The 25,956-nt window shown below is 70.1% G+C and carries 25 protein-coding genes and 1 riboswitch; of the genes, 11 read left to right on the forward strand and 14 right to left on the reverse strand.

Features of this window, described 5'->3' with window-relative positions; genetic code table 11:
• The first annotated feature begins 22 nt into the window (after positions 1 to 22).
• Entirely contained in the window at positions 23 to 1,471 is a 1,449-nt protein-coding gene (locus tag ACZ5WE_RS36230; RefSeq protein WP_467695618.1) for a M1 family metallopeptidase, read from the forward strand.
• Positions 1,472 to 1,473: 2 nt separating this feature from the next.
• On the opposite strand, the gene ACZ5WE_RS36235 is transcribed toward ACZ5WE_RS36230, so the two are convergent.
• A complete protein-coding gene (locus tag ACZ5WE_RS36235) occupies positions 1,474 to 1,989 on the reverse strand; it encodes a GNAT family N-acetyltransferase (RefSeq protein WP_467695620.1) in 516 nt (171 codons plus the stop codon).
• Between the two features lie 123 nt (positions 1,990 to 2,112).
• Positions 2,113 to 2,688, reverse strand: a complete 576-nt coding sequence (locus ACZ5WE_RS36240; protein WP_249589187.1) for a TerD family protein — start codon at positions 2,686 to 2,688, stop codon at positions 2,113 to 2,115.
• Between the two features lie 197 nt (positions 2,689 to 2,885).
• Here ACZ5WE_RS36240 and arfB point away from each other — a divergent pair, with 197 nt between their 5' ends.
• Positions 2,886 to 3,323: an alternative ribosome rescue aminoacyl-tRNA hydrolase ArfB gene (arfB, locus tag ACZ5WE_RS36245; protein WP_467695705.1), complete on the forward strand. Its 438-nt coding sequence runs from the start codon at positions 2,886 to 2,888 to the stop codon at positions 3,321 to 3,323.
• A 66-nt stretch (positions 3,324 to 3,389) separates the two neighbouring features.
• Here the strand turns inward: arfB and ACZ5WE_RS36250 are convergent, their stop codons facing one another.
• On the reverse strand, positions 3,390 to 3,914 hold the full coding sequence (locus tag ACZ5WE_RS36250; protein ID WP_467695707.1) for a flavin reductase family protein: 525 nt from the start codon (positions 3,912 to 3,914) through the stop codon (positions 3,390 to 3,392).
• Positions 3,915 to 4,319: 405 nt separating this feature from the next.
• Between ACZ5WE_RS36250 and cdgB the strand changes: the two genes are divergently transcribed.
• Positions 4,320 to 5,993, forward strand: a complete 1,674-nt coding sequence (gene cdgB / locus ACZ5WE_RS36255; RefSeq protein ID WP_367043256.1) for a diguanylate cyclase CdgB — start codon at positions 4,320 to 4,322, stop codon at positions 5,991 to 5,993.
• Between the two features lie 75 nt (positions 5,994 to 6,068).
• Positions 6,069 to 7,025 (forward strand): carbohydrate-binding protein, encoded by a 957-nt coding sequence (locus ACZ5WE_RS36260; protein ID WP_467695622.1) that lies wholly within the window; start codon positions 6,069 to 6,071, stop codon positions 7,023 to 7,025.
• A gap of 168 nt (positions 7,026 to 7,193) precedes the next feature.
• On the opposite strand, the gene ACZ5WE_RS36265 is transcribed toward ACZ5WE_RS36260, so the two are convergent.
• The 5 genes from ACZ5WE_RS36265 to ACZ5WE_RS36285 all read right to left on the reverse strand — a co-directional run bounded on the left by ACZ5WE_RS36265 (position 7,194) and on the right by ACZ5WE_RS36285 (position 12,377).
• Positions 7,194 to 8,042 carry a class II fructose-bisphosphate aldolase gene (locus ACZ5WE_RS36265; protein WP_467695624.1) on the reverse strand — a complete coding sequence of 283 codons (849 nt, stop codon included), beginning with the start codon at positions 8,040 to 8,042 and terminating at the stop codon, positions 7,194 to 7,196.
• Between the two features lie 79 nt (positions 8,043 to 8,121).
• The gene (locus ACZ5WE_RS36270; protein WP_467695625.1) at positions 8,122 to 9,054 is read right to left on the reverse strand and encodes a 1-phosphofructokinase family hexose kinase; all 933 of its coding nucleotides are present in this window, start codon (positions 9,052 to 9,054) and stop codon (positions 8,122 to 8,124) included.
• 168 nt (positions 9,055 to 9,222) lie between these two features.
• Positions 9,223 to 10,365: an N-acetylglucosamine-6-phosphate deacetylase gene (gene nagA, locus ACZ5WE_RS36275; RefSeq protein WP_467695627.1), complete on the reverse strand. Its 1,143-nt coding sequence runs from the start codon at positions 10,363 to 10,365 to the stop codon at positions 9,223 to 9,225.
• On the reverse strand, positions 10,365 to 11,339 hold the full coding sequence (locus ACZ5WE_RS36280; RefSeq protein ID WP_467695629.1) for an ROK family protein: 975 nt from the start codon (positions 11,337 to 11,339) through the stop codon (positions 10,365 to 10,367). Before ACZ5WE_RS36280 ends, nagA begins: the two co-directional genes overlap by 1 nt.
• A 144-nt stretch (positions 11,340 to 11,483) precedes the next feature.
• Entirely contained in the window at positions 11,484 to 12,377 is an 894-nt protein-coding gene (locus ACZ5WE_RS36285) for an SIS domain-containing protein (RefSeq protein ID WP_467695631.1), read from the reverse strand.
• 132 nt (positions 12,378 to 12,509) lie between these two features.
• Here ACZ5WE_RS36285 and ACZ5WE_RS36290 point away from each other — a divergent pair, with 132 nt between their 5' ends.
• The 3 genes from ACZ5WE_RS36290 to otsB are packed head-to-tail and all read left to right on the forward strand — an operon-like array spanning position 12,510 to position 14,938.
• Positions 12,510 to 13,775: an ABC transporter substrate-binding protein gene (locus ACZ5WE_RS36290; RefSeq protein ID WP_467695709.1), complete on the forward strand. Its 1,266-nt coding sequence runs from the start codon at positions 12,510 to 12,512 to the stop codon at positions 13,773 to 13,775.
• A 10-nt stretch (positions 13,776 to 13,785) separates the two neighbouring features.
• A complete protein-coding gene (locus tag ACZ5WE_RS36295; RefSeq protein ID WP_467695633.1) occupies positions 13,786 to 14,061 on the forward strand; it encodes a DUF3263 domain-containing protein in 276 nt (91 codons plus the stop codon).
• Positions 14,062 to 14,077: 16 nt separating this feature from the next.
• Entirely contained in the window at positions 14,078 to 14,938 is an 861-nt protein-coding gene (gene otsB / locus ACZ5WE_RS36300) for a trehalose-phosphatase (protein ID WP_467695635.1), read from the forward strand.
• Positions 14,939 to 15,078: 140 nt separating this feature from the next.
• Here the strand turns inward: otsB and ACZ5WE_RS36305 are convergent, their stop codons facing one another.
• The 3 genes from ACZ5WE_RS36305 to ACZ5WE_RS36315 form a co-directional block, all read right to left on the reverse strand.
• The gene (locus ACZ5WE_RS36305; RefSeq protein ID WP_467695637.1) at positions 15,079 to 16,479 is read right to left on the reverse strand and encodes an alpha,alpha-trehalose-phosphate synthase (UDP-forming); all 1,401 of its coding nucleotides are present in this window, start codon (positions 16,477 to 16,479) and stop codon (positions 15,079 to 15,081) included.
• A gap of 109 nt (positions 16,480 to 16,588) precedes the next feature.
• Complete coding sequence (locus ACZ5WE_RS36310) at positions 16,589 to 16,894, reverse strand: hypothetical protein (protein ID WP_467695639.1); 306 nt, start codon at positions 16,892 to 16,894, stop codon at positions 16,589 to 16,591.
• 70 nt (positions 16,895 to 16,964) lie between these two features.
• Positions 16,965 to 17,909, reverse strand: a complete 945-nt coding sequence (locus ACZ5WE_RS36315) for a glucosyl-3-phosphoglycerate synthase (RefSeq protein WP_467695641.1) — start codon at positions 17,907 to 17,909, stop codon at positions 16,965 to 16,967.
• A 168-nt stretch (positions 17,910 to 18,077) separates the two neighbouring features.
• A riboswitch (SAM riboswitch) is annotated at positions 18,078 to 18,212 on the forward strand.
• A 17-nt stretch (positions 18,213 to 18,229) separates the two neighbouring features.
• Between ACZ5WE_RS36315 and thrC the strand changes: the two genes are divergently transcribed.
• The 4 genes from thrC to groL all read left to right on the forward strand — a co-directional run bounded on the left by thrC (position 18,230) and on the right by groL (position 22,494).
• Positions 18,230 to 19,537 (forward strand): threonine synthase, encoded by a 1,308-nt coding sequence (thrC, locus tag ACZ5WE_RS36320; protein WP_467695643.1) that lies wholly within the window; start codon positions 18,230 to 18,232, stop codon positions 19,535 to 19,537.
• 104 nt (positions 19,538 to 19,641) lie between these two features.
• Positions 19,642 to 19,917, forward strand: a complete 276-nt coding sequence (locus ACZ5WE_RS36325; RefSeq protein ID WP_453636630.1) for a MoaD/ThiS family protein — start codon at positions 19,642 to 19,644, stop codon at positions 19,915 to 19,917.
• A gap of 423 nt (positions 19,918 to 20,340) precedes the next feature.
• On the forward strand, positions 20,341 to 20,544 hold the full coding sequence (locus ACZ5WE_RS36330; protein ID WP_005315736.1) for a cold-shock protein: 204 nt from the start codon (positions 20,341 to 20,343) through the stop codon (positions 20,542 to 20,544).
• Between the two features lie 324 nt (positions 20,545 to 20,868).
• The gene (gene groL, locus ACZ5WE_RS36335) at positions 20,869 to 22,494 is read left to right on the forward strand and encodes a chaperonin GroEL (protein ID WP_467695645.1); all 1,626 of its coding nucleotides are present in this window, start codon (positions 20,869 to 20,871) and stop codon (positions 22,492 to 22,494) included.
• A 104-nt stretch (positions 22,495 to 22,598) separates the two neighbouring features.
• On the opposite strand, the gene ACZ5WE_RS36340 is transcribed toward groL, so the two are convergent.
• From ACZ5WE_RS36340 to ACZ5WE_RS36350, 3 genes are all read right to left on the reverse strand, one after another.
• A complete protein-coding gene (locus tag ACZ5WE_RS36340; protein WP_467695647.1) occupies positions 22,599 to 23,852 on the reverse strand; it encodes an esterase/lipase family protein in 1,254 nt (417 codons plus the stop codon).
• Between the two features lie 406 nt (positions 23,853 to 24,258).
• Positions 24,259 to 24,942 carry a Uma2 family endonuclease gene (locus ACZ5WE_RS36345; RefSeq protein WP_467695649.1) on the reverse strand — a complete coding sequence of 228 codons (684 nt, stop codon included), beginning with the start codon at positions 24,940 to 24,942 and terminating at the stop codon, positions 24,259 to 24,261.
• A gap of 59 nt (positions 24,943 to 25,001) precedes the next feature.
• Positions 25,002 to 25,889 (reverse strand): hypothetical protein, encoded by an 888-nt coding sequence (locus ACZ5WE_RS36350; protein ID WP_467695651.1) that lies wholly within the window; start codon positions 25,887 to 25,889, stop codon positions 25,002 to 25,004.
• Positions 25,890 to 25,956 lie beyond the last annotated feature (67 nt).

Consider the following 25,956-nt stretch of genomic DNA (forward strand, 5'->3'; position numbering starts at 1 on the left):
CCCACCGGGCCACACCGAACATATGCCGCATAAGATCACAGGCGTGCACCCACGATCCACGGCGCTCCGCGGCACATCCGCCGCCGCCCTCACCGCCCTCGTCCTCACCGCCTGCAGCGGCTCCGGAGTGCACGGCACGCCCGGAGCCGACGGCGTACGTGACCCGTACTTCCCCAAGCTGGGCAACGGCGGTTACGACGTCGCGCACTACGACCTGGCCATCGGGTACGACCCCGACGCGCGTCACCTCACCGGCACGGCCGAGGTCACCGCGCGCGCGACCCAGGACCTCAGCGCCTTCAACCTCGACCTCAAGGGTCTGGAGGTGAAGGGCGTGAGCGTCGAGGGCAAGGACGCCTCCTTCCACCGCGACGGGCAGGAGCTGACGATCCGGCCCGCGGACGACCTCGACAAGGGCGAGACGTTCCGCACGGTCGTCCGCTACTCCGGCAACCCGGAGACCATCACCGATCCGGACGACTCCGAGGAAGGGTGGCTGCGCACGGAGGAGGGCGCCATCGCGCTGGGTGAGCCGTCAGGCTCGATGGCGTGGTTCCCCGCCAACAACCACCCGTCGGACAAGGCCTCGTACGACATACGCGTCACTGTCCCCCAGGGCCTGAAGGCCATCTCCAACGGTGAGTTGACCCGCGAGTCGACCAAGAACGGCCGCACTACCTTCGCCTGGCACGGCGCGGAGCCGATGGCGAGCTATCTCGCGACGGTCGCGATCGGGCCGTACGAGGTGAAGAAGTCAACGACGAAGTCCGGCATCCCGGTGCTCACGGCGGTGGAACCCTCCGAGGCCAAGGCCAGTGCGAAGGCGCTCGCCCGCATCCCCGAGATCATGGAGTGGCAGGAGCTCAACTTCGGCCCCTACCCCTTCTCGTCGACCGGCGCGATCGTCGCCGGGGAGGGGGAGGCGGGGTACGCCCTGGAGACCCAGACCCGCCCCACCTACCCCGGCGCCCCCGAACCCCAGCTCATCGTGCACGAGCTGGCCCACCAGTGGTTCGGGAACTCCGTGACGCCCAAGTCCTGGCGGGACATGTGGCTGAACGAGGGCTTCGCGACGTACGCCGAGTGGCTCTGGCAGGAGGACAACGACGGCGACAGCGTGCAGGAGATCTTCGACCAGATCTACGCGGGCGACTACTACGAGGCCAAGGAGGACAACGACGCCATCTGGGCTTTCCCGCCCGCGAAGCCACCGTCCGCCGCGGACATCTCGGACAGTCCGGTGTACGAGCGGGGCGGCATGGTCATCCACAAGATCCGCCAGGCGGTGGGCGACGACACCTTCTACGACATCGTGCAGGGCTGGACGAGGACTCACCGCCACGGCAACGCGGACACCGCGGACTTCACGCGGTACGTGGAGAAGCACGCGGGCAGCGAGGCGGCGCGCAAGAAGGTGCGCGCCATCTGGGGCCCGTGGCTGTACGGGGACGGGAAGCCGGCCCGCCCGTAGACCTACGAGAGCGGCTTGCGGAGTACCGCGCAGGGGCGGCCCGCCTGAAGATCGCGGCGGTGGTCGATGACCTCGTAACCGAGCGCGCTCCAGAAGGCGAGCCCCGCTTCGTTTCCCTCCAGAACGGCGATCCGCACCCCGCCGTGCCCGTCCCCCCGGAACCGCTCCTCGATCTTGCCGGCGAACTCCCGTCCGTACCCCTTGCGTTGCCACCCGGCATTCACCATGAGCAGCCCGATCCACGGATCGGGGTCGGAGGGGTCGGGATGGCGCTCCAGCGTGACGGCGATCCCGACGACCCGCCCCTCGGACCGCGCGACGAGCACCTGTGCCCCCGGCGCCGCCAGCTCGTCCGCGAGCGCCGCGGCGACCTGCTCGGGGCGGATGTCGTCGGGGTCGGGGAAGTCCCCGGAGAGGGCGTGGAAGACGCGGTTCGACGCGTACAGGGCGGTGAGCTCGGTGAGCAGCTCACCGGGGAGCGCGCCGTCCTCCGCGGGGGCGAGCGGTTCGAGGATCATTCGGCGCAGGTTAGCCGCCGGTCCGTGGCGGGCGGCGACGAACCACGAGGGCCCCCGGCGAGAATCCGCCGGGGGCCCTCGTGAACTGGGCTGTGAACTTCAGCTGAACTGGCCTTGCGAACCTCAGACGTTGACGCCGAAGTCCTGCGCGATGCCGACGAGGCCGGAGGCGTACCCCTGGCCGACCGCGCGGAACTTCCACTCCGCGCCGCTGCGGTACAGCTCGCCGAAGACCATGGCGGTCTCGGTGGCGGCGTCCTCGCTCAGGTCATAGCGGGCGATCTCCGTGCCGCCGGCCTGGTTGATGATGCGGATGAAGGCGTTCCGCACCTGGCCGAAGTTCTGCGAGCGGTTCTCGGCGTCGTAGATCGAGACCGGGAAGACGATCTTGTCGATGTCGGCCGGGAGGCCCGCCAGGTTGACCTTGATCTGCTCGTCGTCGCCCTCGCCCTCACCCGTGACGTTGTCACCGGTGTGCTCGATGGTCTGGTCCGGCGTCACCTTGTTGTTGAAGAAGACGAAGTGCTGGTCCGAGAAGACCTTGCCCTGCGGGTTCACCGCGATGGCCGAGGCGTCCAGGTCGAAGTCGGTGCCAGTGGTGGTACGGACGTCCCAGCCGAGGCCCACGGTGACGGCGGTCAGGCCCGGAGCCTCCTTGGTGAGCGAGACGTTGCCACCCTTGGACAGGCTTACTGCCATTGTTGGGAGTCCCTTCCCTCGTTGCGTACGAACGGGCTTCGTACTGGGGACGAAGCTACCGTCACCCCTATGAACGTCGACCGGGGTCCCAGAGGTTCCAGCTCCTTTTACTTTCTTTACTCGTCTCTCGAGTCCCTCCCGACGCAAGCCTGGCACGCCGTAAATGCGGGTGACGTGGACCGGACAGACGCGGGACCATAGGACCCATGTCCGGTCCCTATGTCATCCGCGGCTCCGTCTGTCTGCCCGAGGCCGAGCTCATGTGGCGCTTCTCCAGGTCCTCGGGGCCGGGCGGTCAGCACGTCAACACCAGCGACTCACAGGTGGAGCTGAGATTCGACCTGGCCACCACGCAAGCGCTGCCTCCGGTGTGGAAGGAGCGCGCCCTGGAGCGGCTCGCGGGACGGCTCGTCGGCGGCGTCGTCAGCGTGCGGGCCTCCGAGCACCGTTCCCAGTGGCGCAACCGCGAGATGGCCGCCACCCGCCTCGCCTCGCTGCTCGCGGAGGCCACCGCTCCGCCGCCGCGGCCCCGCCGTGCCACGAAGATCCCCCGGGGGATCAACGAACGGCGGCTGCGCGAGAAGAAGCAGCGCAGCCAGACCAAGCGTGGCCGCTCGGGGGATGGCTGGGGCTGAGCCCCGGCCGGGTCGGCGCCCCGGAGCGCAAAGGTGCGCCAGCAAAGTCGGTTGAAGCGAAAACCATCAGCCCAGCTGTCGGTACTTCCCCTTGAAGTACGTCAACGGGCCACCGTCGGCGCTCGGCAGATCAGCCGAAAGTACTCGCCCGATGATGAGGGTGTGGTCACCCGCTGTCACTGTCTGTTCGGTCCGGCACTCCAGCGTCGCGAGCGCGCCGCCGATCAACGGCGCCCCTGACGTCTCCCCCCGGGCATAGGGAATGTCCTCGAAGAGCAGCCGGTCGCTGATCCTTCCCTTCATCGCGAACCGGCCCGCGATGTGGCGCTGGCTCTCGGAGAGCACCGAGACGCCCCACAGCGGCTGCTCGGCGAGCAGATCGTCCATCCGGGAGCCCTCACGCAGGCTGACCAGCACAAGCGGCGGATCGAGGGACACGGAAAGGAAGGCCGTCGCGGTCATGCCGACGTCCTCGCCGACCGGCGCCTGCGGGTCGTCCGCGTCCAGGGACGGCTCGCGGGCGGTCACCAGGACCACACCCGCGGCGAGCCGGGACATGGCGGCGCGGAACTCTTCGTTGCTCACCCCCACAGGATGCCCGTCGGGAGACGGGGCACGGGGGGAGGGCGGGGCAGGGGGAGTCGCGGAAGCGCTCTCGGGAGTTGTCTTCAGTACGGGAACCACGGGAGTGACGCTAGCCCGCCGCCTCTGTCGCCACATCGGGCCCAGGGCCGAGACCGGGCCTAGGACCGATGGCCGAGGCCCGCGGCGCCCTGGCAAGGTGTGCGTCGGGGAAGTGGACTGGACCAACGAAGGCTTCCCATCTGTGACTTGAGTCACAGGACCCATATTTTGTTGACCCTGTGTACCGAGTGAGCTGCTCGCTGTGATTCAGTGACGGTGGCAATCGGACACTGAGAGAACTCAGGTACGACGAGAACAGTAAGGGCGCTGCGAATCCTGGAGTTGCTGTCGAGGTCTCGGGGAGAGCGAGCAATGGAGACCGAGTCGGAGCCGTACGTCCGTCTTGCGACCCTGCGGCAGCTGCATCAGGTGGTGGCGGATCTCAACACGGCCCGGAGCCTGGCGGACACGCTGCAGACGGTCGCCGACGGCGTGGTCAACGGCCTTGGCTATGAGCTGGCGTGCGTCAATCTCGTGCGCCCGGACGGCGACCTCGTGGTCGCCGCCTTCGCGGGCAACACCGCCGCCGAGGCCCTCATCACCGGCCGCGTCGGCTCCCGCGAGGCCTGGGAGAAGCGCCTCGCCATGGGCGAGGCCTGGGGCGCCCTGCGCTTCATCTCGTACACCGAGGGCTGGGTCCTGGACGAGGACGACGTCCCGCAGTGGTACACCGACGGCCCCGAGCCCCGCTTCGAGGACGAGTGGCACCCGGCGGACCGCCTCTTCGCCCCGATGTACGCGACGGGCGCCGCCGGCGGCGAGCTGCTCGGCGTGATCTCCGTGGACCGCCCCCGCAACGGCCGCAGGCCCGGCGCCTGGGGCCGCGAGGCCCTGCAGATGTACGCCTTCCAGGCCGCCATCGCGATCAGCAACGCCCGTCTTCGCGCCAACATGCAGCGCGCCCTGGTCCGCCTGGAGCGCGAGCAGCAGGCGCTGCGGGCCAGCGAGGAGTCCTTCCGCCAGGCCTTCGAGTACGCGCCCTCCGGCATGGCCATCGCCGAGATGGGCGGCGACCAGCACGGCCGCATCCTGCGCACGAACGACGCCCTGTGCCGCCTCCTGGGCCGTCCCGCCTCCGCGATGCGCCGCTATTCGTTCTCCGACCTGGTCCACCCCGAGGACATCGGCACGCTCCTGCGGACCTCCGCCGAGGGCGGCAGGGCTGAGCTGCGCCTCGCGCGCCGCGACGGGACGTACGTCTGGGTCTCCCTGCGCAACAGCGTGGTCGCGGACGCCGCCGACGGGCCGCGCTTCCTGCTCACCCACGTCGAGGACATAGAGGAGCGCAAGCGCCGAGAGCTCCAGCTCGCGCACCGCGCCTCGCACGACTCCCTCACCGGCCTGCCGAACTCCGCCGAGCTGCGCTCGCGCCTCAGCGCCCGTCTCTGTCGCAGGCCGCACGCGGGTCAGCCCAGTGCGGTGGACTCGCTGGACGCGGCGTACGACGGCGTCTATGACGCGGACGGGCAGCACAGCTTCGACTACGGCTCGAACAACGCGCACGCCCTGCAGCAGGGCGCCGACGGCTTCGACCACCACGTGCACACCGTCGCGCCGCCCGAGGGGCACGGGGACACGGACGACGGCACCAAGGGCCTCGCGGTGCTCTTCTGCGACCTCGACGGCTTCAAGTCGATCAACGACCGCTTCGGGCACCACACCGGTGACGCCGTCCTCATCGAGGTGGCCAGGCGGCTGACCAGCGGCGTTCGCGACGGGGACACGGTAGCCAGGCTCGGCGGTGACGAGTTCGTCGTCCTCGCCGACGGGCTCGGCCGCGCCGACGCGCAGGACCTCGCGGTGCGGCTGCGGAACGCGATCATCCCGCCGATCCGGGTGGACGGCCGTGCGGTTCGGGTAGGTGCCAGTTTCGGCATCGGCTGGGCGCACTGCGGGATGTCGGCAGACGAGGTGTTGCACTCCGCTGACCAGCGGATGTACGTGGAGAAGCGGTCACGTGCCAAGCAGCACAGGCGGGCCGGATGAGGTCTACGCCACCCCTTGGGCCCACCCGGAGCGGGTAGGCTCCCCCGGTCAGCGATATGAGGGAGTGACCTGGGAATGACGCCCGGCAATAACGGCGACCACACGCCGAACCCGCCGGAGGGCGACGACGATCCGTTCGGCTATCTGTACGAGGACGGACAGGCGGCCGGCGCCACCCCGCCCAGCGGCGGGGGCGGCTACGGGTACCCCGGTTCCCGGTCCTCGTACAACCAGGTGCGTGCGGTCGGCGACCGCCGTCCCAATGCCTACGGCACGCAGGCCGCGCCCGCGTACGGCCAGCAGGTGCCGCCGCAGCAGCAGGCCTACGGCCAGCCGAACGCGCACTACGCCGCTCCGGAGACGCAGCCCGGCGGGGCCCCCGCGCCGCAGTACACCCCGGCGTCCCGCGGCTCGGGCGGTCGCGGTGGCGGCCCCAACACGAAGGGCCTCCTGATCGCCGCCATCGCGGTCGTCGCGGTCGTCGCCGTCGGGATCGGCGCCGCGATGATGTTCGGCGGCGACGACGAGGGCGGCAAGGACGAAGCGAGTGGCGGCTCGACGCAGGGCGAGACGGTGAAGCCCACCGACAAGCCGACGAACAGCCCGGCGGATCCGGCCGACCTCCCGAAGACGGACGCCAAGGCGCTGAAGCTCGAGGGCGGGACGTCCACGTCCTCGGACATCAAGGGCGCGAAGGCCTCGGGCGGCTACTACGTCGCGGGCTTCAACCAGGTCGGTGCCAAGGTTTCCTGGACCGTCAGCATCAAGAAGGCGGGCAGCTACCGGCTGTACGTGCGGTACGGCATTCCCGGCGAGGACGCCGACGCGACGCTCAACGTCAACGGGAAGCCGAACTCGCAGCCGCTCGGCATGAAGAACTTCATCCCGTCCCCCAAGGGGGACTGGGAGAAGGGCTGGCAGACGACGTGGGCCCCCGTCGATCTCACCAAGGGGACCAACGTGATCCAGCTGGAGTGCGCCGAGGGCAATCAGTGCAACGCCAACCTCGACCTGCTGACGCTGAAGAAGTGACGCGCAGGCGTCGGGGGCACCGTCCGCGGACGGTGCCCCCGACGCCTCCTGCCGTGTGATGCCGGGCGCCGAGGCGAAGCCCTCGGCCAGGCGACGCGACCCCACCCCCTCTAGGGGCTGGAGCTGGAGCAGCGGTGTCGTTGATCACGTTACGTCGCTACGACGCCCTCATGCGAGGAGCCCCAGGAACCCCGCCACCGTCCCGGCCATCGCCTCGCGAGCCGGGGTGAGGTACTTCCGGGGGTCCACGCCCTTCTCGTGAGCGGTCAGGTACGCGCGCACCTCACCGGTGAACGCGGTGTTGAGGGCCGTGCCGACATTGATCTTCACCATGCCCGACGCGATGGCCTGCCGGATCTCCGCGTCCGGTACGCCACTTGAGCCGTGCAGCACGAGAGGCACGGGGACGGCCGTCGTGAGCGCGGCGATCAACTCGTGGTCCAGGGTCGCCGTGCGGGATGTCATCGCGTGGGAGGAGCCGACCGCCACCGCCAGGGCGTCGACGCCGGTGTCCGCCACGTACGCCGCCGCCTCCGCGGGGTCCGTCCGCACCCCGGGGGCGTGCGCGTCCAGCGGGGCCTCGCCCTCCTTGCCGCCCACCTTGCCCAGCTCGGCCTCGATCCAGATGCCCCGCTCGTGGCCCCAACGCACGGCCTCCGCGGTCGCCTTGACGTTCTCGTCGTACGGCATCTTCGACGCGTCGAACATCACCGAGCTGAAGCCCTCGGGGTGCGCGGCCCGCAGGAGCTCCGGGTCCATGACGTGGTCCAGATGCAGGGAGAGCGGGGCCGACGACGCCTTCGCCACCGCCGCCGTCGCCGCGGCGATCGCGGACAGGCTGCCGCCGTGGAACTTCACGGCGTTCTCGGAGATCTGGAGGATCGCGGGGGAGCCCGCACGCTCGGCGCCCGCGGCGATCGCCTCCGCGTGCTCCAGCGTGATCACGTTGAACGCGGCGACCCCGCGTCCCGCCGCGCGCGCGTCGGATACCAGGTCGCCGGTGGATACGAGTGGCACGATGAATGTCCCCAATTCCTGGGCCGGCACGGCCCGTTGTGCGTCGCGTCGCGCGTCGCCCACGCGGTGACGCGTGGTCTCACGCCGCGGTGGCCTCCCCGGCCACCGCGACCCGCGCGAGCAGGTCTTCGTACGTCGAGGGCTCGAACTCGCCCGCCGCCGGGGCCGCCACGGTCGCCGCGGAGAGCGCCACGGCCCGCGCGAGGCGCCGCGGCCACGGGAGTTCCTCCACCAGGCCGGAGAGCAGGCCCGCCACCGCGGAGTCGCCGGCGCCGGTCGGGTTGCCGCGCACGCGGGTGGGCGGGGCCGCCTGCCAGGTGCCCTCCGGCGTGACGGCGCGCAGGCCCTGCGGGCCCAGGGACGCCACCACGGCGTGCGCGCCCCTGCGGCGGGCGTCACGGGCCGCCTGGGCGGGTTCGTGGGAGCCGGTCAGCTCGGCCAGTTCGTCGGCGTTCGGCTTGACGATGTCGGGGCGGGCGGCGATGCCACGGCGCAGCGCCTCCCCGCTGGTGTCCAGGAGCACGGGCACCTTGGCCGCGCGTGCGGCGCGTACGAGCGTCGCGTACGCGCCGACCGGGACCCCCGGCGGCAGGCTTCCGCAGAGCGCCACCGCCGCGGCACCCCGGCGCAGCAGGTCCTCGTACGACTCCTGGAACGCGGCCCATTCGGCGGGCGCGACCGCGGGGCCCGGCTCGTTCAGCTGCGTCGTGTCGCCGGTCGCCGCGTCGACGATCGCGAGCGTGCGGCGGGTGGCGCCGTCGACGGGCACGAGCGCGTCCGTGACGCGGGGCTCGCGGGCGAGGCGCTCGTGCAGGACGCGGCCCGTGTCGCCGCCCGCGAAGCCGGTCACCGTGACGTCGTGGCCGAGGGCCGCGAGGACGCGCGCGACGTTCAGGCCCTTGCCGCCGGGCCGTTCGACGACCTCGGTGACGCGGTGCGAGGCGTGCGGGATGAGGGCGGGGACCCGGTAGGTGATGTCCAGGGCGGCGTTCAGCGTCACTGTGAGGATCACTCGCCACTCACCCCCGAGGTCGCTGGAGAACGCGCTTGCCGACGGTCTCTTTCCGGGGCTGATCATGCCAAACAGAAGGCGGTTGGCCCAGGGGTCACGGCCAACCGCCTTCTGTTTGTTGCCACTTCAACGTGACCGCAACGGGTGGTGAAATCACCCGAGTTGCACCTAATGGGGCGCTACCACCCATTCACCCTTGCGCATGACGGCCACCAGGTCGAAAGCCGCGTCGAGGACCACCAGGTCGGCGTCCTTGCCGGGCTCAAGCGAGCCGACCTTGTCGTACATCCCGAGGAGCCTGGCCGGGTTGGCGGAGATGGCCCGCACGACGTCGTCGACCGGAAGACCGTCGACGCTCACCGAGCGCTTGAACGCGCGGTCCTGGGTGAGCGTGGAGCCCGCGATCGAACCGCCCTCGACGAGCCGCGCGACGCTGTCCTTCACCTCGACCTCCAGCGGGCCGAGCATGTACCGCCCGTCGCCGAAGCCCGCCGCGTCCATCGCGTCCGTGATGAGCGCGGTGCGGGCGGCGCCCGCGTGGTGGAAGGCCAGCTCGAACGAGGCGGGGTGCAGATGCGTCCCGTCGTTGATCAGCTCGACCGTGATCCGCTCGTCCTCCAGGAGCGCGGCGATCGGGCCGGGCTCGCGGTGCGCGAGGCCCGGCATCGCGTTGTAGAGGTGCGTCGCGACGGTGGCGCCCGCGTCGATGGCCTCCACCGTCTGCTCGTACGTCGCGTCCGTGTGCCCGATGGCCGCGATCACGCCGTGCTCGGCGAGGAGGCGTACGGAGTCGATGCCGCCCGGCAGCTCCGTGGCGAGCGTGAACATCTTCGCCCGGCCGCGGGCCGCGTCCATCAGCTTGCGGACGTCGGCGGGGTCCGGGTCGCGCAGGAGCGCCTCGCTGTGCGCGCCCTTGCGGCACGGCGAGATGAAGGGGCCCTCGAAGTGGATGCCCGCGATGTCGCCCTGCTCGGCCAGCTCGGAGAGCACCCCTGCCCGCTGGGCGAGGAAGTCCATCTCGCCGGTGACGGTGGAGGCGACGACGGTCGTCGTGCCGTGCAGGCGGTGCGTGTGGACGCCCTCGAGCACGTCCTCGACCGTGCCGGAGGTGAAGGAGGCACCGCCGCCGCCGTGGTTGTGGATGTCGACGAAGCCCGGGACCACCCAGTGGCCGGGAGCGAGGTCGACGGTCTCGGCATCCGCCGGGGCGCTCCCCGAGATGCGCGTGCCGTCGACGATCACACGGCCGTTGGTGAGCGTCCCGGTGGGAAGTACCACCTGAGCACCGGCGAGAACTTTGCTAGCGGCCATCAGGCGGTTACCTCCGGGGGGTCGGTGCGGTCGGTGGGGTCGGTGGGGTCGGGTTCGCTGAGCAGATCCCAGGCGAGCAGGCCCGCGCCCAGGCACCCTGCGGTGTCCCCCAGGGCGGCGGGGACGACCAGGGGCTGGGTCTGGAACTGGACGATCCGTTCCGTCATGGCCGCCCGCAGGGGTGTGAACAAGGTTTCCCCGGCCTCGGCGAGACCGCCACCGATGATCAGGGTGTGCGGGTCCAGGAGGGTGAGGGCGGTGATGAGCCCGTCGGCGAGCGCGTCGACGGCGTTCTGCCAGACCTCAAGGGCCCGCGGGTCGCCCGACTCCACGGCCTTCGCGCAGTCCGCGGCGTCCGCCTCCGGGTCGCCGCTCGCCGCCGCCCAGGCCTCGCTCACCGCGGACGCGGAGGCGAGCCGCTCCAGACAGCCGCGCTGGCCGCAGCCGCAGGGCGGACCGCCGGGGCGCACGATGATGTGCCCGATCTCGCCCGCGGAGCCGTGGGCGCCGGGCTCGATGCCGCCGCCGATGCCGATGGCCCCGGCGATCCCGGTGCCCAGCGGCACGAACAGGAACCGGTCGGCGCCCTTGCCCGCGCCGATCCGCCCCTCGGCGAGGCCGCCGGTGCGGACGTCGTGGCCGAGGGCCACGGGCACGCCTTCCAGCCTGCGGCTCAGGAGGTCGCGCATCGGGACGTCGCGCCAGCCGAGGTTCGAGGCGTAGACCGCGATGCCGCGCTCGGTGTCGACGATCCCGGGGACCGCGACGCCGGCCGCGGCGGCGGGCTCACCGAACTCCCTGATCCCGTGGGCGCGGAGGTCGGCGGCGAAGTCGAGGATGGACTCGACCACGGCGTCGGGCCCGCGCTCCCGGCCGGTGGCCCGCCGCGCCTCGTACAGGAGCGCGCCGTCCGCCCCGACCAGGGCGGCCTTCATTCCGGTGCCGCCCACATCGAGGGCGATGACATGTCTCACGGGGGACAGTGTCGCGCCTACGCCGCGAGAGGTCTAGTCCACTTCGGGTAAATCGCCGGGCTCCACCGGGGGGTGGGTGACCCAAACCGCCGCTTCGCGGCGGATGTCTCCCACCCACCCACCCGATCACCCCGCGGTGCCGGACTAGCCCAAGATGACGCTCCGCGTCAGGTTGCGGGGGCGGTCCGGGTCGTAGCCGCGTGTCTCCGCGAGGGCCACCGCGAGCCGTTGGGCGCGGATCAGGTCCGCCAGAGGGTCCGCGTCCGGGTGGGCGACCAGTTCCCCGCCCACCCGGGCCACGTCCCCCGCGAGGCCCTCGGGGAGCGTTCCGAACATCCACGCCACGCGGCCGGGGCCGGTGATGGAGATCGGCCCGTGGCGGTACTCCATCGCGGGGTACGACTCCGTCCACGCCCCCGCCGCCTCCCGCATCTTCAGCGCCGCCTCCAGGGCGAGCCCGTACGTCCAGCCGCGCCCCAGGAACGTCCACTGCTCGGCGGCCACGACCGACGCGGGCAGCGGCTCCGTCACCGCGAGCTCCGCGTCCACCGCCGCTTCGGGGACCGACTTCACGCCGGGGACGTCACCGAGCCCGGCCCGCAGGAAGGCGAGCGCGGTCGTGGCGAAGCGGGTCTGGACGACCGACTCCTCGTCCGCCCAGTCCAGGACCGCCACCGAGTCGGCCGCGTCCATGATCGGCGTCTTCGGATCGGCGGTGAGCGCCGTGGTCGGGACCACGCCCTTCAGCTCGCCGAGGAGCTCAAGGACCTCCGTCGTCGTACCGGAGCGGGTGATGGCGACCACCCGGTCGTACGTGCGCCCCGTGGGGAACTCCGAGGACGCGAACGCGTCCGTCTCGCCCTGCCCGGCCGCCTCGCGCAGCGCCGCGTACGCGATGGCCATGAACCACGACGTCCCGCACCCGGTGACAGCCACCCGCTCGCCCGGCCGCGGCAGCCCGTCGAAGGTGAGAGCGGCCTCGGCCGCCCGGTGCCAGCAGGCGGGCTGGGTTGCTATCTCTGCTGCGGTACGCGACATGCGTCAAGGCTCCTTGCCGGTGGGACGTCATTGGTACGCCGTTGCACAAGCGATACTGAGGTGGTGTAGACCTCGTGTCCATACGCGAGGGAAAATCGCAGTTCACGTAGATCATCGAGGGTGGGAACAGCTGTGCAGCGGCGCGCGACAGGACTGACCGCGGCGATAGCCGTACTGGGCATGGCGGGGGTACTCGCCGGCTGCGGCGGTCCGGGCGATTCCGGCGACGTCACCCTCAAGCTGGTGGCCGCCGACTACGGCGACTCCAAGGCCAACAGCTCCCAGAAGTACTGGGACAAGATCGCCAGGCAGTTCGAGGCCAAGAACCCCGGCATCAAGGTCGACGTCGACGTCTACTCCTGGACCGACGTGGACCGCAAGGTCAAGGACATGGTCAAGGCCGGCGACGCCCCCGACATGGCCCAGATCGGCGCCTACGCCGACTACGCCGCGCAGGACAAGCTGTACCGCACCGAGGACCTGGTCTCCATCTCCACCCAGGCCGACTTCATGGCCCCCCTCTCCGAGGCGGGCGAGGTCAAGCGCGTGCAGTACGGCATGCCGTTCGCCTCCTCCACGCGTCTGCTCTTCTACAACGAGAAGATCTTCAAGGACGCCGGCCTCACCCCGCCGCAGAGCTGGAGCGAGCTCGCGGCCGCCGCCAAGACGCTCAAGGCGCGCGGCGTGAAGATCCCCTACGCCCTGCCGCTCGGCAAGGAAGAGGCGCAGGCCGAGACCATGCAGTGGCTGCTCAGCGGTGGCGGCGGCTACACCGACAACGTCGGCACGTACGACATCGACTCCGCGCAGAACGTGAAGACCTTCAGCTGGCTGAAGGACGAGCTCGTCGGCAAGGGCCTGACGGGCCCCACGCCCCCCGCCAAGCTCGACCGCGCCGAGGCCTTCGCCGCCTTCACGCGCGGCGACGTCGGCATGCTCAACGGCCATCCCACGCTGATGCAGATGGCCGCGAAGAAGGGCGTGAAGTACGGCATGGTGCCGATGCCCGGGGTGAACGGCAAGGCCCAGGCCACGATGGGTGTCGCCGACTGGATGATGGCTTTCAGGCAGAAGGGCCACCGCGAGGAGATCGGCAAGTTCCTCGACTTCGCCTACAGCACCAAGAACGTCCTGGACTTCTCGCGCGAGTACGACCTGCTGCCCGTCACGAACTCCGCCACCGAGGAGATGACGGGCAACAAGAACGACAAGGCGCTCGCCGAGTTCCTCGACGAGCTCTCCACCTCGCAGCTGTACCCCGTGGGCAAGACGTCCTGGGCGCAGGTCTCCGTCGAGGTCAAGAAGTACATCGGCAAGGCCGTCGACGCGAACGGCGATCCGGCGTCGATCCTCAGCCAGATCCAGGCCAAGGCGGCCACCGAGGAGAACTCGGAATAGCGTGACGGGCATGACGGACGCCACGGACGACGACGCGAGGGACGACGCGTTCCCCGACACCGGCCTCTCCGAGCGGGACCGCGCGATCCTCGCCCTTGAGCGCCGCGACTGGGCGACCGGTCCCGGCGCCAAGGAGCGGGCCGTGCGCGAGCGGCTGGGCCTGGTGCCGGTCCGCTACTACCAGCTCCTGAACGCCCTGCTCGACGATCCGCGTGCCCTCGCGCACGATCCGGTCACCGTCAACCGGCTTCGGCGGGTCAGGGAGTCCCGGCGCGAGGAGCGTTGAGCGTAGGGTCGGGCCCATGGGTGACCCTGTGTACTCGCCGTACTCTCCCGAGCTGCCCGAGCCCGTGACCGCCGCCGGGCGCGAGGGGCTCGCGGCGCTCCTCGCGCGGCCCGGGAAAGCCGTGATCGCGCTCGACTTCGACGGCACGCTCGCCCCGATCGTGCCCGACCCCGAGCAGGCCCGCGCCCACCCCGACGCCGTCCCGGCCCTCGCCGCGCTCGCGCCGAAGGTGCTGTCCGTCGCCGTCGTCACCGGGCGCCCCGCGGGCGTGGCGGTGCGCTACGGCGGCCTGGCGGGCGTCCAGGGCCTTGAGCACCTCGTCGTGCTCGGGCACTACGGAGCCGAGCGCTGGGACGCCGTCTCCTGCGCCGTGCACGCGGCCGAGCCGCACCCCGGCGTGGCCGCCGTGCGCGCCGAACTGCCCGGCTTCCTGGACACGATCGGCGCCTGGCGCGGCACGTGGATAGAGGAGAAGGGCCGCGCGGTCGCCGTCCACACCCGCCGCGCACGCGACCCGCAGGCCGCGTTCGAAGCACTTCGGGAGCCCTTGGGCGAGCTGGCCGCCCGCCACGGCCTGATCGTCGAACCGGGCCGCATGGTCCTGGAGTTGCGCCCTCCGGGCATGGACAAGGGCGTGGCCCTTGCCGACTACGTACGGGAGGTCGGCGCCGAGAGTGTGTTGTACGCGGGCGACGACCTGGGCGACCTGCCCGCTTTCGCGGCCGTGGAGAAGCTCCGCTCGGACCAGGTGCGGGGGCTGCTGGTGTGCAGTGGCAGTGCGGAGGTGGCGGAGTTGGCGGAACGGGCTGACTTGGTGGTGGACGGGCCCCAGGGCGTGGTGGAGCTGCTGTCCGCCATCACGGCTCAACTGAGCTGATCGGCGCCGAGGTCGGGTTGGACGCCTACTCAGTGATCTTTCCCCGACCCCGCCCCTTCCCGAAGACTCGCTCGGCGCGAGGGCCGGGCTGAAGAATCAGCCCCTCCGGCGTTTGAGGAGCGGGGTCTGGGGCGGAGCCGTCAGGACCCCAGTGCCCGCAGCTGGTCCAGGAACCACTGGGCCGGGGGCAATGCCGTCGCCGCCGCAGCGAGGCGTTTCGTGCGTTCGGCGCGTTCGCCGACCGGCATCGTCAGCCCCGCGTGCAACGCGGCAGCCGTGCCCGTCACGTCGTACGGGTTGACGACGACCGCGTCCTCGCCCAGCTCCTCGTACGCCCCCGCCTCCCGCGACAGGACAAGAACGCACCCGTCGTCGGAGACGACCGGAACCTCCTTGGCCACGAGGTTCATGCCGTCCCGGATGGGGTTCACCAGCGCCACGTCCGCCAGGCGGTACGCCGCCAGGGAGCGCGCGAAGTCGTCCTTCACGTGGAGGACGACCGGGGTCCAACCCTCCACGCCGTACTCCGAGTTGATCTCGTCGGCCAGCGTCTGCACGGACGCCGTGTAGTCGCGGTACACCGCGAGGTCCTGCCTCGACGGGTAGGCGAAGGCGACATGCACCACCCGCTCCCGCCACTCGGGCCGCGAGGCCAGCAGCTCCCGGTACGCGAGGAGCCCCCGCACGATGTTCTTCGACAGTTCCGTCCGGTCGACGCGGACGATCACCTTCCGCCCGGCACCCACCTGCTCCCGCAGCGCGACAAGGCGTTCCTCCACGTCCGCCCGCCGCGACCGCTCACGCAGGAAGTCCGCGTCCGCCCCGAGCCCGTGCACGCCGATCCGCGTACCGGTCGTACCGCCGAGGACGGCCACACAGCACTCCGTGAACGCGTCCGCCCACCGGCCCGTCAGGAACGCCGCCCGGTCGGCCCCGAGGATGCCGCGCAACAGCTGCTCCGCGACGTCGTCAGGCAGCATCCGGAAGTAGTCCACCGGCGCCCACGGCGTGTGCGAGAAGTGGCCGATGCGCAGGTCGGGGCGCAGCTCACGCAGCATCCCCGGCACCAGCGCCAGGTGGTAGTCCTGGACGAGGACCGCCGCGCCCGCTCCGGCGCTCTCGGCCAGCGCCTCGGCGAAGGCGCGGTTGTACGTCTCGTACGACGCCCACTGCGCCCGGAACTCCGGTCCGAAGGCCGGTTCGAGCGGGGTCTGGTAGAGCATGTGGTGGACGAACCACAGCACCGAGTTCGCGATCCCGTTGTACGCGTCGGCGTGCACGCCCTCGTGCGACCCCGCGTCGATGTCGAGCATCCGCACGCCGGGCTCGCCGACCCCGCGCCGCACGGCCTCCCGGTCACCGTCGCCGAGCGCCGCGCAGACCCACAGGGCATCCGCGTCGTCGCCGATCGCGCTCAGACCCGAGACGAGTCCGCCTCCGCCCCGCTTGGCCGTCAGTTCCCCGTTCTCCTCCAGGGTGTACGTGACGGGGCCGCGGTTGGACGCGACGAGGACCTGGGCGGCGGCGTGCTCGGAGACCATGTGGCGAAACCTAGCCCTTCGGGGGAGGACTCAAACGTACGGCCGGGCCCTGGTGGGGGCCCGGCCGTATACCTTCGGCGACCGGCGACCGGCGACCGGTCGCCGACTGTCAGTGGCGTCTGCTCCTTGCCGCCGCCACCGCCAGTGCGCCCAGCGTGCACAGGGCGATCGCCAGGCCCGCGTACAGCATCGTGTCCGAGTCGCTGCCGCTCTTGGCGAGTTCACCCGGACCGCTCGCCGGCCTCGCGGGCCCGCTCTGCTCCGCCCGCTCACCGGCGGGGATCGCGACCTGGCCGGTGCGCGATCCGTATGCGGTGTCCATGCCCGCGGCGGGTACGGCCGCGGCGCCGAGTGCTCCTGTCGCGAGGACGGCCGTGGCCATGGCCATGCCACCGACGCGTCGCGCGCTTCCCATTACCTGTCTGACCCTCACCTGTCTGACCCTCATAAGTGGGGAATGTAGACAAAATGCCCGGCTTGGGTGGTTACGCCACGCGGCGTGCCGCGTACTCCGCGATGCCGCACATCGGCGGACGCTCCTCCGTGTCCACCGAATGGGTCCGCGGCTCGAACCCCTGCTCGCCCCGTTCGAACTGGGTGAGCTCGGGCCGTACGAGATGGCCGCGCGCGAGCCGCAGCTGTGCCGTCCGGTAGATCGCCGCCGCCATCCGGCCGAGCGCCTGCCCGTCCTGATGCCGGTGCTTGCGCACGCCGACATCGACCTGCGCGAGCGCGTCCAGGCCCACCGTGTGCAGCGCGTCGACGAGCAGACCCAGCTCCACTCCGTAACCGACGGGGAACGGCAGCCGCTCCAGGAGGGATCTGCGCGCCGCGTACTCACCGCCCAGCGGCTGGACGAAACCCGCCAGTTGGGGCCAGTGCATGTTGAGCAGCGGGCGTGCCATCAGTTCGGTGACCCGGCCGCCCTGATCGGCGGTTCCGGCCAGGGGGCGGTCGTACATCGCCTTCACGAAGTCCACGTCGGGCTCGGTCAGGAGCGGGCCCACGATGCCGGTGACGAAGTCCGCCGAGAACTCCCTCAGGTCCGCGTCGACGAACGCGACGATGTCACCGCCGGTCACCAGGAGCGAGCGCCACATGACCTCGCCCTTGCCGGGCACGGCCGGGACGCGCGGCAGTATCTCGTCCCGGTGCACGACCCGTGCCCCCGCCTCCCGCGCCACCTCGGCCGTACGGTCCCGGGAGCCGGAGTCGATCACCACGAGCTCGTCGACGAGCGCTTGCCTCTCGACCAGCTCGCGGCGGATCTCGGCGACGATCCCGCCGACCGTCCCCTCCTCGTCGAGCGCGGGCAGGACGACACTCACCGAGGCCCCCGACGCCCGTTTGGCGGCGACGAGTGCGCTGAGCGGACGGTCGGCGACGGACCAGGAACGCCTGGTCAGCCAGCGCTCGGCCTCTTCCAGCACGGGTGGCTCCTCCTGTGTGTGGCCTACATGTGATCCATCTCGCGGTTCGGACGACTATCTCAAGGGTCCAGGCCGTCGGTTACAGTCTTGAACAACGCGGATGACCATCGCACGTCGGGGGCCATCGCGTAACAAATGCCCTGGGCCCATGAAGCCCCGGCGCCATACCGCTCATCCAGAGGGGCAGAGGGATACGGCCCGTTGAAGCCCCGGCAACCATCCCGCCGACCACGCACGCGAGGTCTCGGTGGGGAAGGTGCCAATTCCGTCTCGTGGCGAGATGCGCCGCGAGGAAGATGAGGAGAAAGGGCCTCGCCTCCATGGCTGCGCAGACTGTCGCAACGAACGAAAACACCTCTTCGACCACGGGTTCCGTGGATCTCGGCCCCGCGTCCGGCCTCTCCTGCCGCGAGTGCGGCGAGCTCTACGCCCTCGGCCCGATCTTCGCCTGTCAGGCCTGTTTCGGCCCGCTCGAAGTGGCGTACGACCTGCCGACCGGTGACCCCGAGGCACTCCGGAAGCAGATCGAGTCCGGCCCCGACAACATCTGGCGCTACGCGCCCCTGCTGCCCGTCCCCGCGAACGTCGCCGAGAAGCCGAACATCAACCCCGGCTGGACCAAGCTCGTCAAGGCCGACAACCTCGCCCGTGAACTCGGTGTCGAGCAGGGCAAGTTGTTCGTCAAGGACGACTCCGGCAACCCCACGCACTCCTTCAAGGACCGCGTCGTCGCGCAGGCCATCGAGGCCGCGCGCGCCTTCGGCTTCACCACCCTCTCCTGCTCCTCCACCGGCAACCTCGCCGGCGCCGTGGGCGCCGCCGCTGCCCGCGCCGGCTTCCGCTCCTGCGTGTTCATCCCGCACGACCTGGAGCAGGGCAAGGTCGTCATGGCCGCGGTGTACGGCGGCGAGCTCGTCGGCATCGAGGGCAACTACGACGACGTGAACCGCTTCTGCTCCGAGCTCATCGGCGATCCGCTGGGCGAGGGCTGGGGCTTCGTGAACGTGAACCTGCGGCCGTACTACGGCGAGGGTTCCAAGACCCTGGCGTACGAGATCTGTGAGCAGCTGGGGTGGGTCCTACCCGATCAGCTGGTCATTCCGATCGCCTCCGGATCGCAGCTCACGAAGATCGACAAGGGTCTGAAGGAGCTCATCGCGCTCGGGCTCGTCGAGGACAAGCCCTACAAGATCTTCGGTGCGCAGGCCGAGGGCTGCTCGCCGGTGTCGACCGCCTTCAAGGCGGGCCACGACGTCGTGCGCCCGCAGAAGCCGGACACCATCGCCAAGTCCCTCGCCATCGGCAACCCCGCCGACGGGCCGTACGTCCTGGACATCGCGCGTCGCACGGGCGGGGCCGTCGAGGACGTGAACGACGAGCAGGTCGTGGACGCGATCGAGCTGCTCGCTCGGACCGAGGGGATCTTCGCGGAGACCGCCGGGGGTGTGACGGTGGGCGTCACGAAGAAGCTGGTCGAGGCGGGGCTCATTGATCCCTCCCTCACCACGGTGGTGTTGAACACCGGCGATGGGCTCAAGACGCTTGATGCCGTTGCCGAGAGGTCTCAGGCGACCGCGACGATCAAGCCCAGCCTTGACGCGTTCCGCTCCGCGGGTCTTGCCAAGTAGGCATCGCTGTTGTCTGCGGGACCGTCGTGGCTGGTCGCGCAGTTCCCGCGCCCCTTCGGGGCGCCCCCTGATGGGGCGCCCTCTCGATCTACCGAGGTGATCCCATGAGCGTCAACGTCCGTATCCCCACCATTCTTCGCACCTACACCGGCGGTCAGTCCGAGGTCGCCGCCGAGGGGGCGACGCTCTCCGAGGTCATCGCCGACCTGGAGAAGAACCACACCGGTATCGCTGCGCGCGTCCTGGACGACCAGGGCAAGCTGCGGCGCTTCGTGAACGTCTACGTGAACGACGACGACGTCCGCTTCGAGCAGGGTCTTGAGACCGCGACGCCGGACGGTGCCGGGGTCTCGATCATCCCCGCCGTCGCGGGTGGTTGATTCTTTAAAGAAATACCCTGCGTAATCTGAATTGCCCCCTCCGCGAGAGAAGTGGAGGGGGCAATTCCATGTGATTGAGCGCGGTACAGTTGGGAAGCGAGCTTCCTGTTTGTGCCGAGCGCATATACGAAGTCGCCCCGAGGGCGACAAGAAGTAGCCAAAGTGCACTGCCCATTTGCCCTCTCCGTGGCATTTGTCTGGCCCGACTTGCCCTGAACTCCGGCGAATTCTCCGCATATTACCGATCAGGCGTGCCCAGAATTCTCGTCCGATTGACCTGTTGCAGAGGGCAGTTGGACAGATACATTCAGCCGCGGTCGACGCGTTCCGGCGCACGCCTCCACAACCCATTGGGGGGGTGAGGTCTGACCCGGGTCCGCGAAGTGCGGGCCCGTGCAAGGGCCAGTAATAGGGGAGTTAGGCATGGCTCAGGGCACCGTCAAGTGGTTCAACGCGGAGAAGGGGTACGGCTTCATCGCGGTCGACGGTGGTGCGGATGTTTTCGTCCACTACAGCGCGATTCAGATGGACGGCTACCGCACCCTTGAAGAAGGTCAGCGAGTGGAGTTCGAGATCTCGCAGGGCCAGAAGGGTCCGCAGGCGGACATGGTCAAGCTCGCCGTCTGATCTCGGCGCGATCGGCCAGCGACTTAGAGAGCGACGAGGGGCCCGTATCCCGACAGGGGTGCGGGCCCCCCGTGCGTCCCGTGGCACACCCCCGGGCGCGCGCCCCCTCGTACGTCGGGGATCCGTGAGAGGCGCTTGCACTCGTAGGGGTCGAGTGCTAATCATTGGGCTTAGCACTCTCCGAGTGAGAGTGACAGAACTTGGATCGGGTCGGTGAGGCCCGCAGGCCGGGTGGGGCAAGGAACCACAAGGTTTGCAGGCCGTCCGTCGCGGGCACTGGCGCGATCCGGAGCATGCCACCCCTGTCCGGGAGGACCACTTCACATGGCCAAGATCATCGCGTTCGACGAGGAGGCACGGCGCGGCCTCGAGCGCGGCATGAACCAGCTCGCCGACGCCGTCAAGGTGACCCTGGGCCCCAAGGGTCGCAACGTCGTCCTCGAGAAGAAGTGGGGCGCCCCCACGATCACCAACGATGGTGTTTCCATCGCCAAGGAGATCGAGCTCGAGGACCCGTACGAGAAGATCGGCGCCGAGCTGGTCAAGGAGGTCGCGAAGAAGACGGACGACGTCGCCGGTGACGGCACGACGACCGCGACCGTCCTGGCGCAGGCGCTGGTCCGCGAGGGCCTTCGCAACGTGGCCGCCGGTGCCAACCCGATGGCCCTCAAGCGTGGCATCGAGAAGGCCGTCGAGGCCGTCTCGGGCGCCCTGCTCGAGCAGGCCAAGGACGTGGAGACCAAGGAGCAGATCGCTTCGACGGCCTCCATCTCCGCCGCCGACACCCAGATCGGCGAGCTCATCGCCGAGGCGATGGACAAGGTCGGCAAGGAAGGCGTCATCACGGTCGAGGAGTCGCAGACCTTCGGGCTCGAGCTTGAGCTCACCGAGGGCATGCGCTTCGACAAGGGCTACATCTCGGCGTACTTCGCCACGGACATGGAGCGTATGGAGTCGTCGCTCGACGACCCGTACATCCTGATCCTGAACTCGAAGATCTCGAACGTGAAGGACCTCCTTCCGCTCCTCGAGAAGGTCATGCAGTCCGGCAAGCCGCTGCTGATCATCGCCGAGGACGTCGAGGGCGAGGCCCTGTCGACCCTGGTCGTCAACAAGATCCGTGGCACGTTCAAGTCCGTCGCCGTCAAGGCCCCGGGCTTCGGTGACCGCCGCAAGGCCATGCTCGGCGACATCGCCATCCTCACCGGTGGCACCGTCATCTCCGAGGAGGTCGGCCTCAAGCTGGAGAACGCCGGTCTCGACCTGCTCGGCCGCGCCCGCAAGGTCGTCATCACCAAGGACGAGACGACCATCGTCGACGGCTCCGGTGAGAGCGACCAGGTCCAGGGTCGCGTCAACCAGATCCGCGCCGAGATCGAGAACTCGGACAGCGACTACGACCGCGAGAAGCTGCAGGAGCGCCTGGCGAAGCTCGCCGGCGGTGTTGCGGTCATCAAGGCCGGTGCCGCGACCGAGGTCGAGCTCAAGGAGCGCAAGCACCGCATCGAGGACGCCGTTCGCAACGCGAAGGCTGCCGTCGAAGAGGGCATCGTCGCCGGTGGTGGCGTGGCCCTCATCCAGGCCGCCGCTGTCTTCGAGAAGCTTGAGCTCGAGGGCGACGAGGCCACCGGTGCCGCCGCTGTGAAGCTGGCCCTTGAGGCCCCGCTGAAGCAGATCGCGGTCAACGCCGGCCTCGAGGGTGGTGTCGTCGTCGAGAAGGTGCGCAACCTGACCGTCGGCCACGGCCTGAACGCCGCGACCGGTGAGTACGTCGACATGATCGCCGAGGGCATCCTCGACCCGGCGAAGGTCACGCGCTCTGCCCTGCAGAACGCCGCGTCCATCGCCGCGCTGTTCCTCACCACCGAGGCCGTCATCGCCGACAAGCCGGAGAAGGCGGGCGCTGCCCCGGCCGGCGGCGGCATGCCGGGCGGTGACATGGACTTCTGATCGACCTCTGGTTGATCAGCGGTTCATCGCTTCACGCGAACCGAGGGCGGCACTCCTTCTCACGAAGGGGTGCCGCCCTCGGGCGTTTCAGGAGCCGTGCGTGACTACGGCAGGCGGTCGAGCAGCCAGGTGCAGAGTTCTTGCGTGATCAGGGTGTGGGCCTCGTTGTGGGTGGCGCAGAGGTACTCGTCCAACTCGCTGTCCTCGGACTGCTCCGGGAGCGGGTCGTGCAGCTTCTCGTGGGTGTCGATGTCGCGCAGGGCCACCGCGCTCACGGCGGGTACGAAGCAGTGCTCGCGGATCTCGGCCTCGGAGCCGAGACCGATGATGGCGGGGATCTTGTTCAGCTCGTCGGCGAGGATGCCGAAGCCCTCCAGGGTGCCGCCGGGGGCGCCGTCGATCTCGGGCATGCCGGACGTGTGGATCTGCGGCTTGCGCAGGGTCACCACCCGCAGCTGCGCGACGAGTTGGTCCTCGCCCACCGACTGCGTGTAGAGGTGGGTGCCGGTGATGGCAAGGCCCTTGCCGCGGAACGCCCGCTGCCCGGGGGTGATGCCGTTGGCCACGCCGCTGCGTACGCCGTTGGCGACGCCGATCTTCTTCGGGCGCCTCGGCCAGCCGCCGACCCGCTCCAGCTCGGCGAGGAACTCGACGCGCTCCTTGTCGGTCTCGGGGCTGTCGTCCCACTCGGAGATGTGCTGCCAGAGCAACTGGCGCGCGGCCGGGCTGTTCATCTGGTTCGAGAAGGCCGCGTTGAGCCGCCGGATGTAGTGCGCGAACGACTGCAGCGCGATCGGGATCCAGGCCCCGCGGTGTGGGCTGTCGTAGGAGACGTACAGCGCGGTCTGGTGGTCGACACCGTCGCGCTCCATCCTGGCGAGCGCGTACCGCGTGACCAGACCGCCCATGCTGAACCCGCCGACCGTCAGCGGGTGGTCGCCGGTGCGCCGCGCGATCGCCTCCTGGATCGCCGACCGTGCGGCCACGGCGTTGTCCAGGATGGAGGCGCTGCGCTCGTCGAAGCCGAGGATGACGACGTCCCTGCCGCGCGTCCGCAGCTCGCTGATGAGCGCGTACTCGCCCCGGTCCAGGCCCTCGTAGAGGAAGTCCAGGTCACTCGGTCCCGTGCTGAAGCCGTCGGCGAGGATCACCGGCCGGGTCAGGCCCTGCTGGGGATCGGCGAGGTACACCCAGGCCCTGCCACCCGGCAGCGTCCACTCCTGGTCCGGGGTGGGGGCCGCCTCGGACACCTCCTGGGGGCCGGGTGCCAGGGTGATGTGGGCGGCGGACCGCCAGGCCTCGATGATCTGCTCTTCGGTGGGCGCGTTGGGGTCGTTGGGCTCGTTGAGCTCGGTCATGAAGGGTCCCCTCCGGTTGTGCCGCTTCGATGACGTTCGGTGTCATCCTCGTTACGTCATGTAGGTGCCGGAAGGTGGTCCGGGGTTTCCACGCGGGGGGCGGGGTCCTTTCGGACAGAAGGGAAATGGCGGCATTTGCACTGCGTGGGCCGGGAAGTCTTCAGGGCCGCGTGGTCGACGGCCGGGCGTCGGTCGTATCAGCGGCGGAACTCGGTCAGCGGGGCCTGAGGGGGCCTGCCGGGGCCGGGGAAGTATGTCGCGAAGGCGACCGGGGAGGGGGCCGGTTCAGCGTTCGCGCGGGGGTCCTTGACTGTGCCGCATGCCGCCACCGCTCGCGTACTCCTCAGACGCGGCCTGGGCCCTCGGTGGACGGCGGGGACCTGCCTGCCGGGGCCAGGGAGTGGGATCAGTTGGCGTAGTCCTTGAGCTTTTCGGTTTCGAGGGTGATGGCTACTGGGGCAGGGAGGCGGACGGTGGCGCCGTAGTGGTAGGAGCGACGCTTCTGGTAGACGCCGTCCTGCGGAAGGCTGTGGACGACCAGGGTGTCGTTGTCCCGGTCGATGAGGAGGAACACGGGAATGCCGACGTAGCTGTAGGCGCGGCCCTTTTCCTGGCGGTCGCGTCGGTCTGTGTCGCTGTCGTGCGAGGTGACCTCTACGGTCATGAGGACGCCCTCGGGGGAGGCCCATTCGCCGTCCTGGGCGATGAAGTGGTCCAGCGGCGCCAGGGTGCCGTCCGGCCTGGCTCGCCCTTTGCGATACGTCGGAACCTTGAGCCCCTGCTCCGGGTACAGGGCCAATTCGGGCCGCTGCTGCATGCACTGCCGCAGCAGCCACATGACGATGGCCCCGTGGAGATGGTCCGGCACGGGCTTGACCCCAAGCTTTCCGTTGATGAGTTCGAGGGTGACCGTCTCGGGCGCCACGCGGGCGAGCTCTTCAAAGTCTTCGACGTCGATGGGGCCATGCTTGACATGCAGCCTGCCGCCGTAGAACTCAAGCTTGTTGCGAACAGTCTCCGGGGCGCGGCGGACGAGTTCTTCGAACTCCTCGACGGACATCTGCGGGCGTTCGGCGGTGCCAGGGGTCATGTTGTTGCCTCCTCCTCTTCATGGTGCCCCTGCTGAGTGCCGTCTGATCGATGGAGCGGTCATGCGTGTGTCCTTTCCTGGGGACGGCTGGTCGCCGCGCGGGCAACTTTCGCGTGGGCGCGGACCGCTGCGGCCGTCAGCGGCCGGTCGGGCCTCGCGGGGCCCGGCTCGCCCCGGCACGGGCCGCAGGTGCCGCCGGGCAGGGCCTCCGGGCGGCCGGGGGCTCCGCAACTCCCGCACTCCAGGACGCGGAGCGCGGGGCGGGGGGCTGGTGCGGGCGGGAGCTTGGTCGTGAGGCGGCTGCGGATGAGGGCCGCCGGGCTGTGGACCGGGGTGGGGAGTCCTGCCGTGAGGGCGCGGAGGATGTCCGGCTCCGTGGCGCCGCGCGTGAACCACTCCGTGAGCTGGGGTTCCAGGGCGACGCAGTCCGCGTACGAGAGGGACAGTGCGGGGGCCGTCCGGCCGAGGGCCGCGAGGAGGATGAACGCGCGGCTGCGGGTGGGGCGTTGGGGTCTGTCCGGCTCCCGCCCCGGCTCGGGGTTCGGTTCCGGTACGTCGCCGCGCGTGAATGCCGCCCACCAAGTGTCGTCCCGCGCCGTCCGCGAGAACCACGTTCGGGTGATCCAGCGAGCACTGCCGCTTCCGTATACGTGTTCCCTGCCCCGCCTCAAGTGCCCTGCCGCCTGGAGCCTGTTGAGGGCGGTACGGAGGGCGCACTGGCCGTATGGGAGGTGCTTGGCCAGGGTCTTTACGGAGATGTCCGCGCCGTCGGGAAGCCGGTCGATGCGGGCTGCGATGGCGGCTTCGCGGGGTGGGAGGTGGGTGAAGTCGTTGTTTGTGCGGGGGAGTTGTTCGGGTGCCGAACGCTTTCCGTAACCCGGGTTGGCCGCAGGGTGCGGGTCTGCGTGCGCGGGGCGGAGGGCGGTACTAAGCTTGGCGTCAGCCATGGATCGACTCTTTCTCGATCGTGATGGTTAAACCCCCGCAGGTGTTCGCAGCACCTGGCGGGGGTTG

The sequence above is a fragment of the Streptomyces sp. NPDC033180 genome (assembly GCF_055577645.1).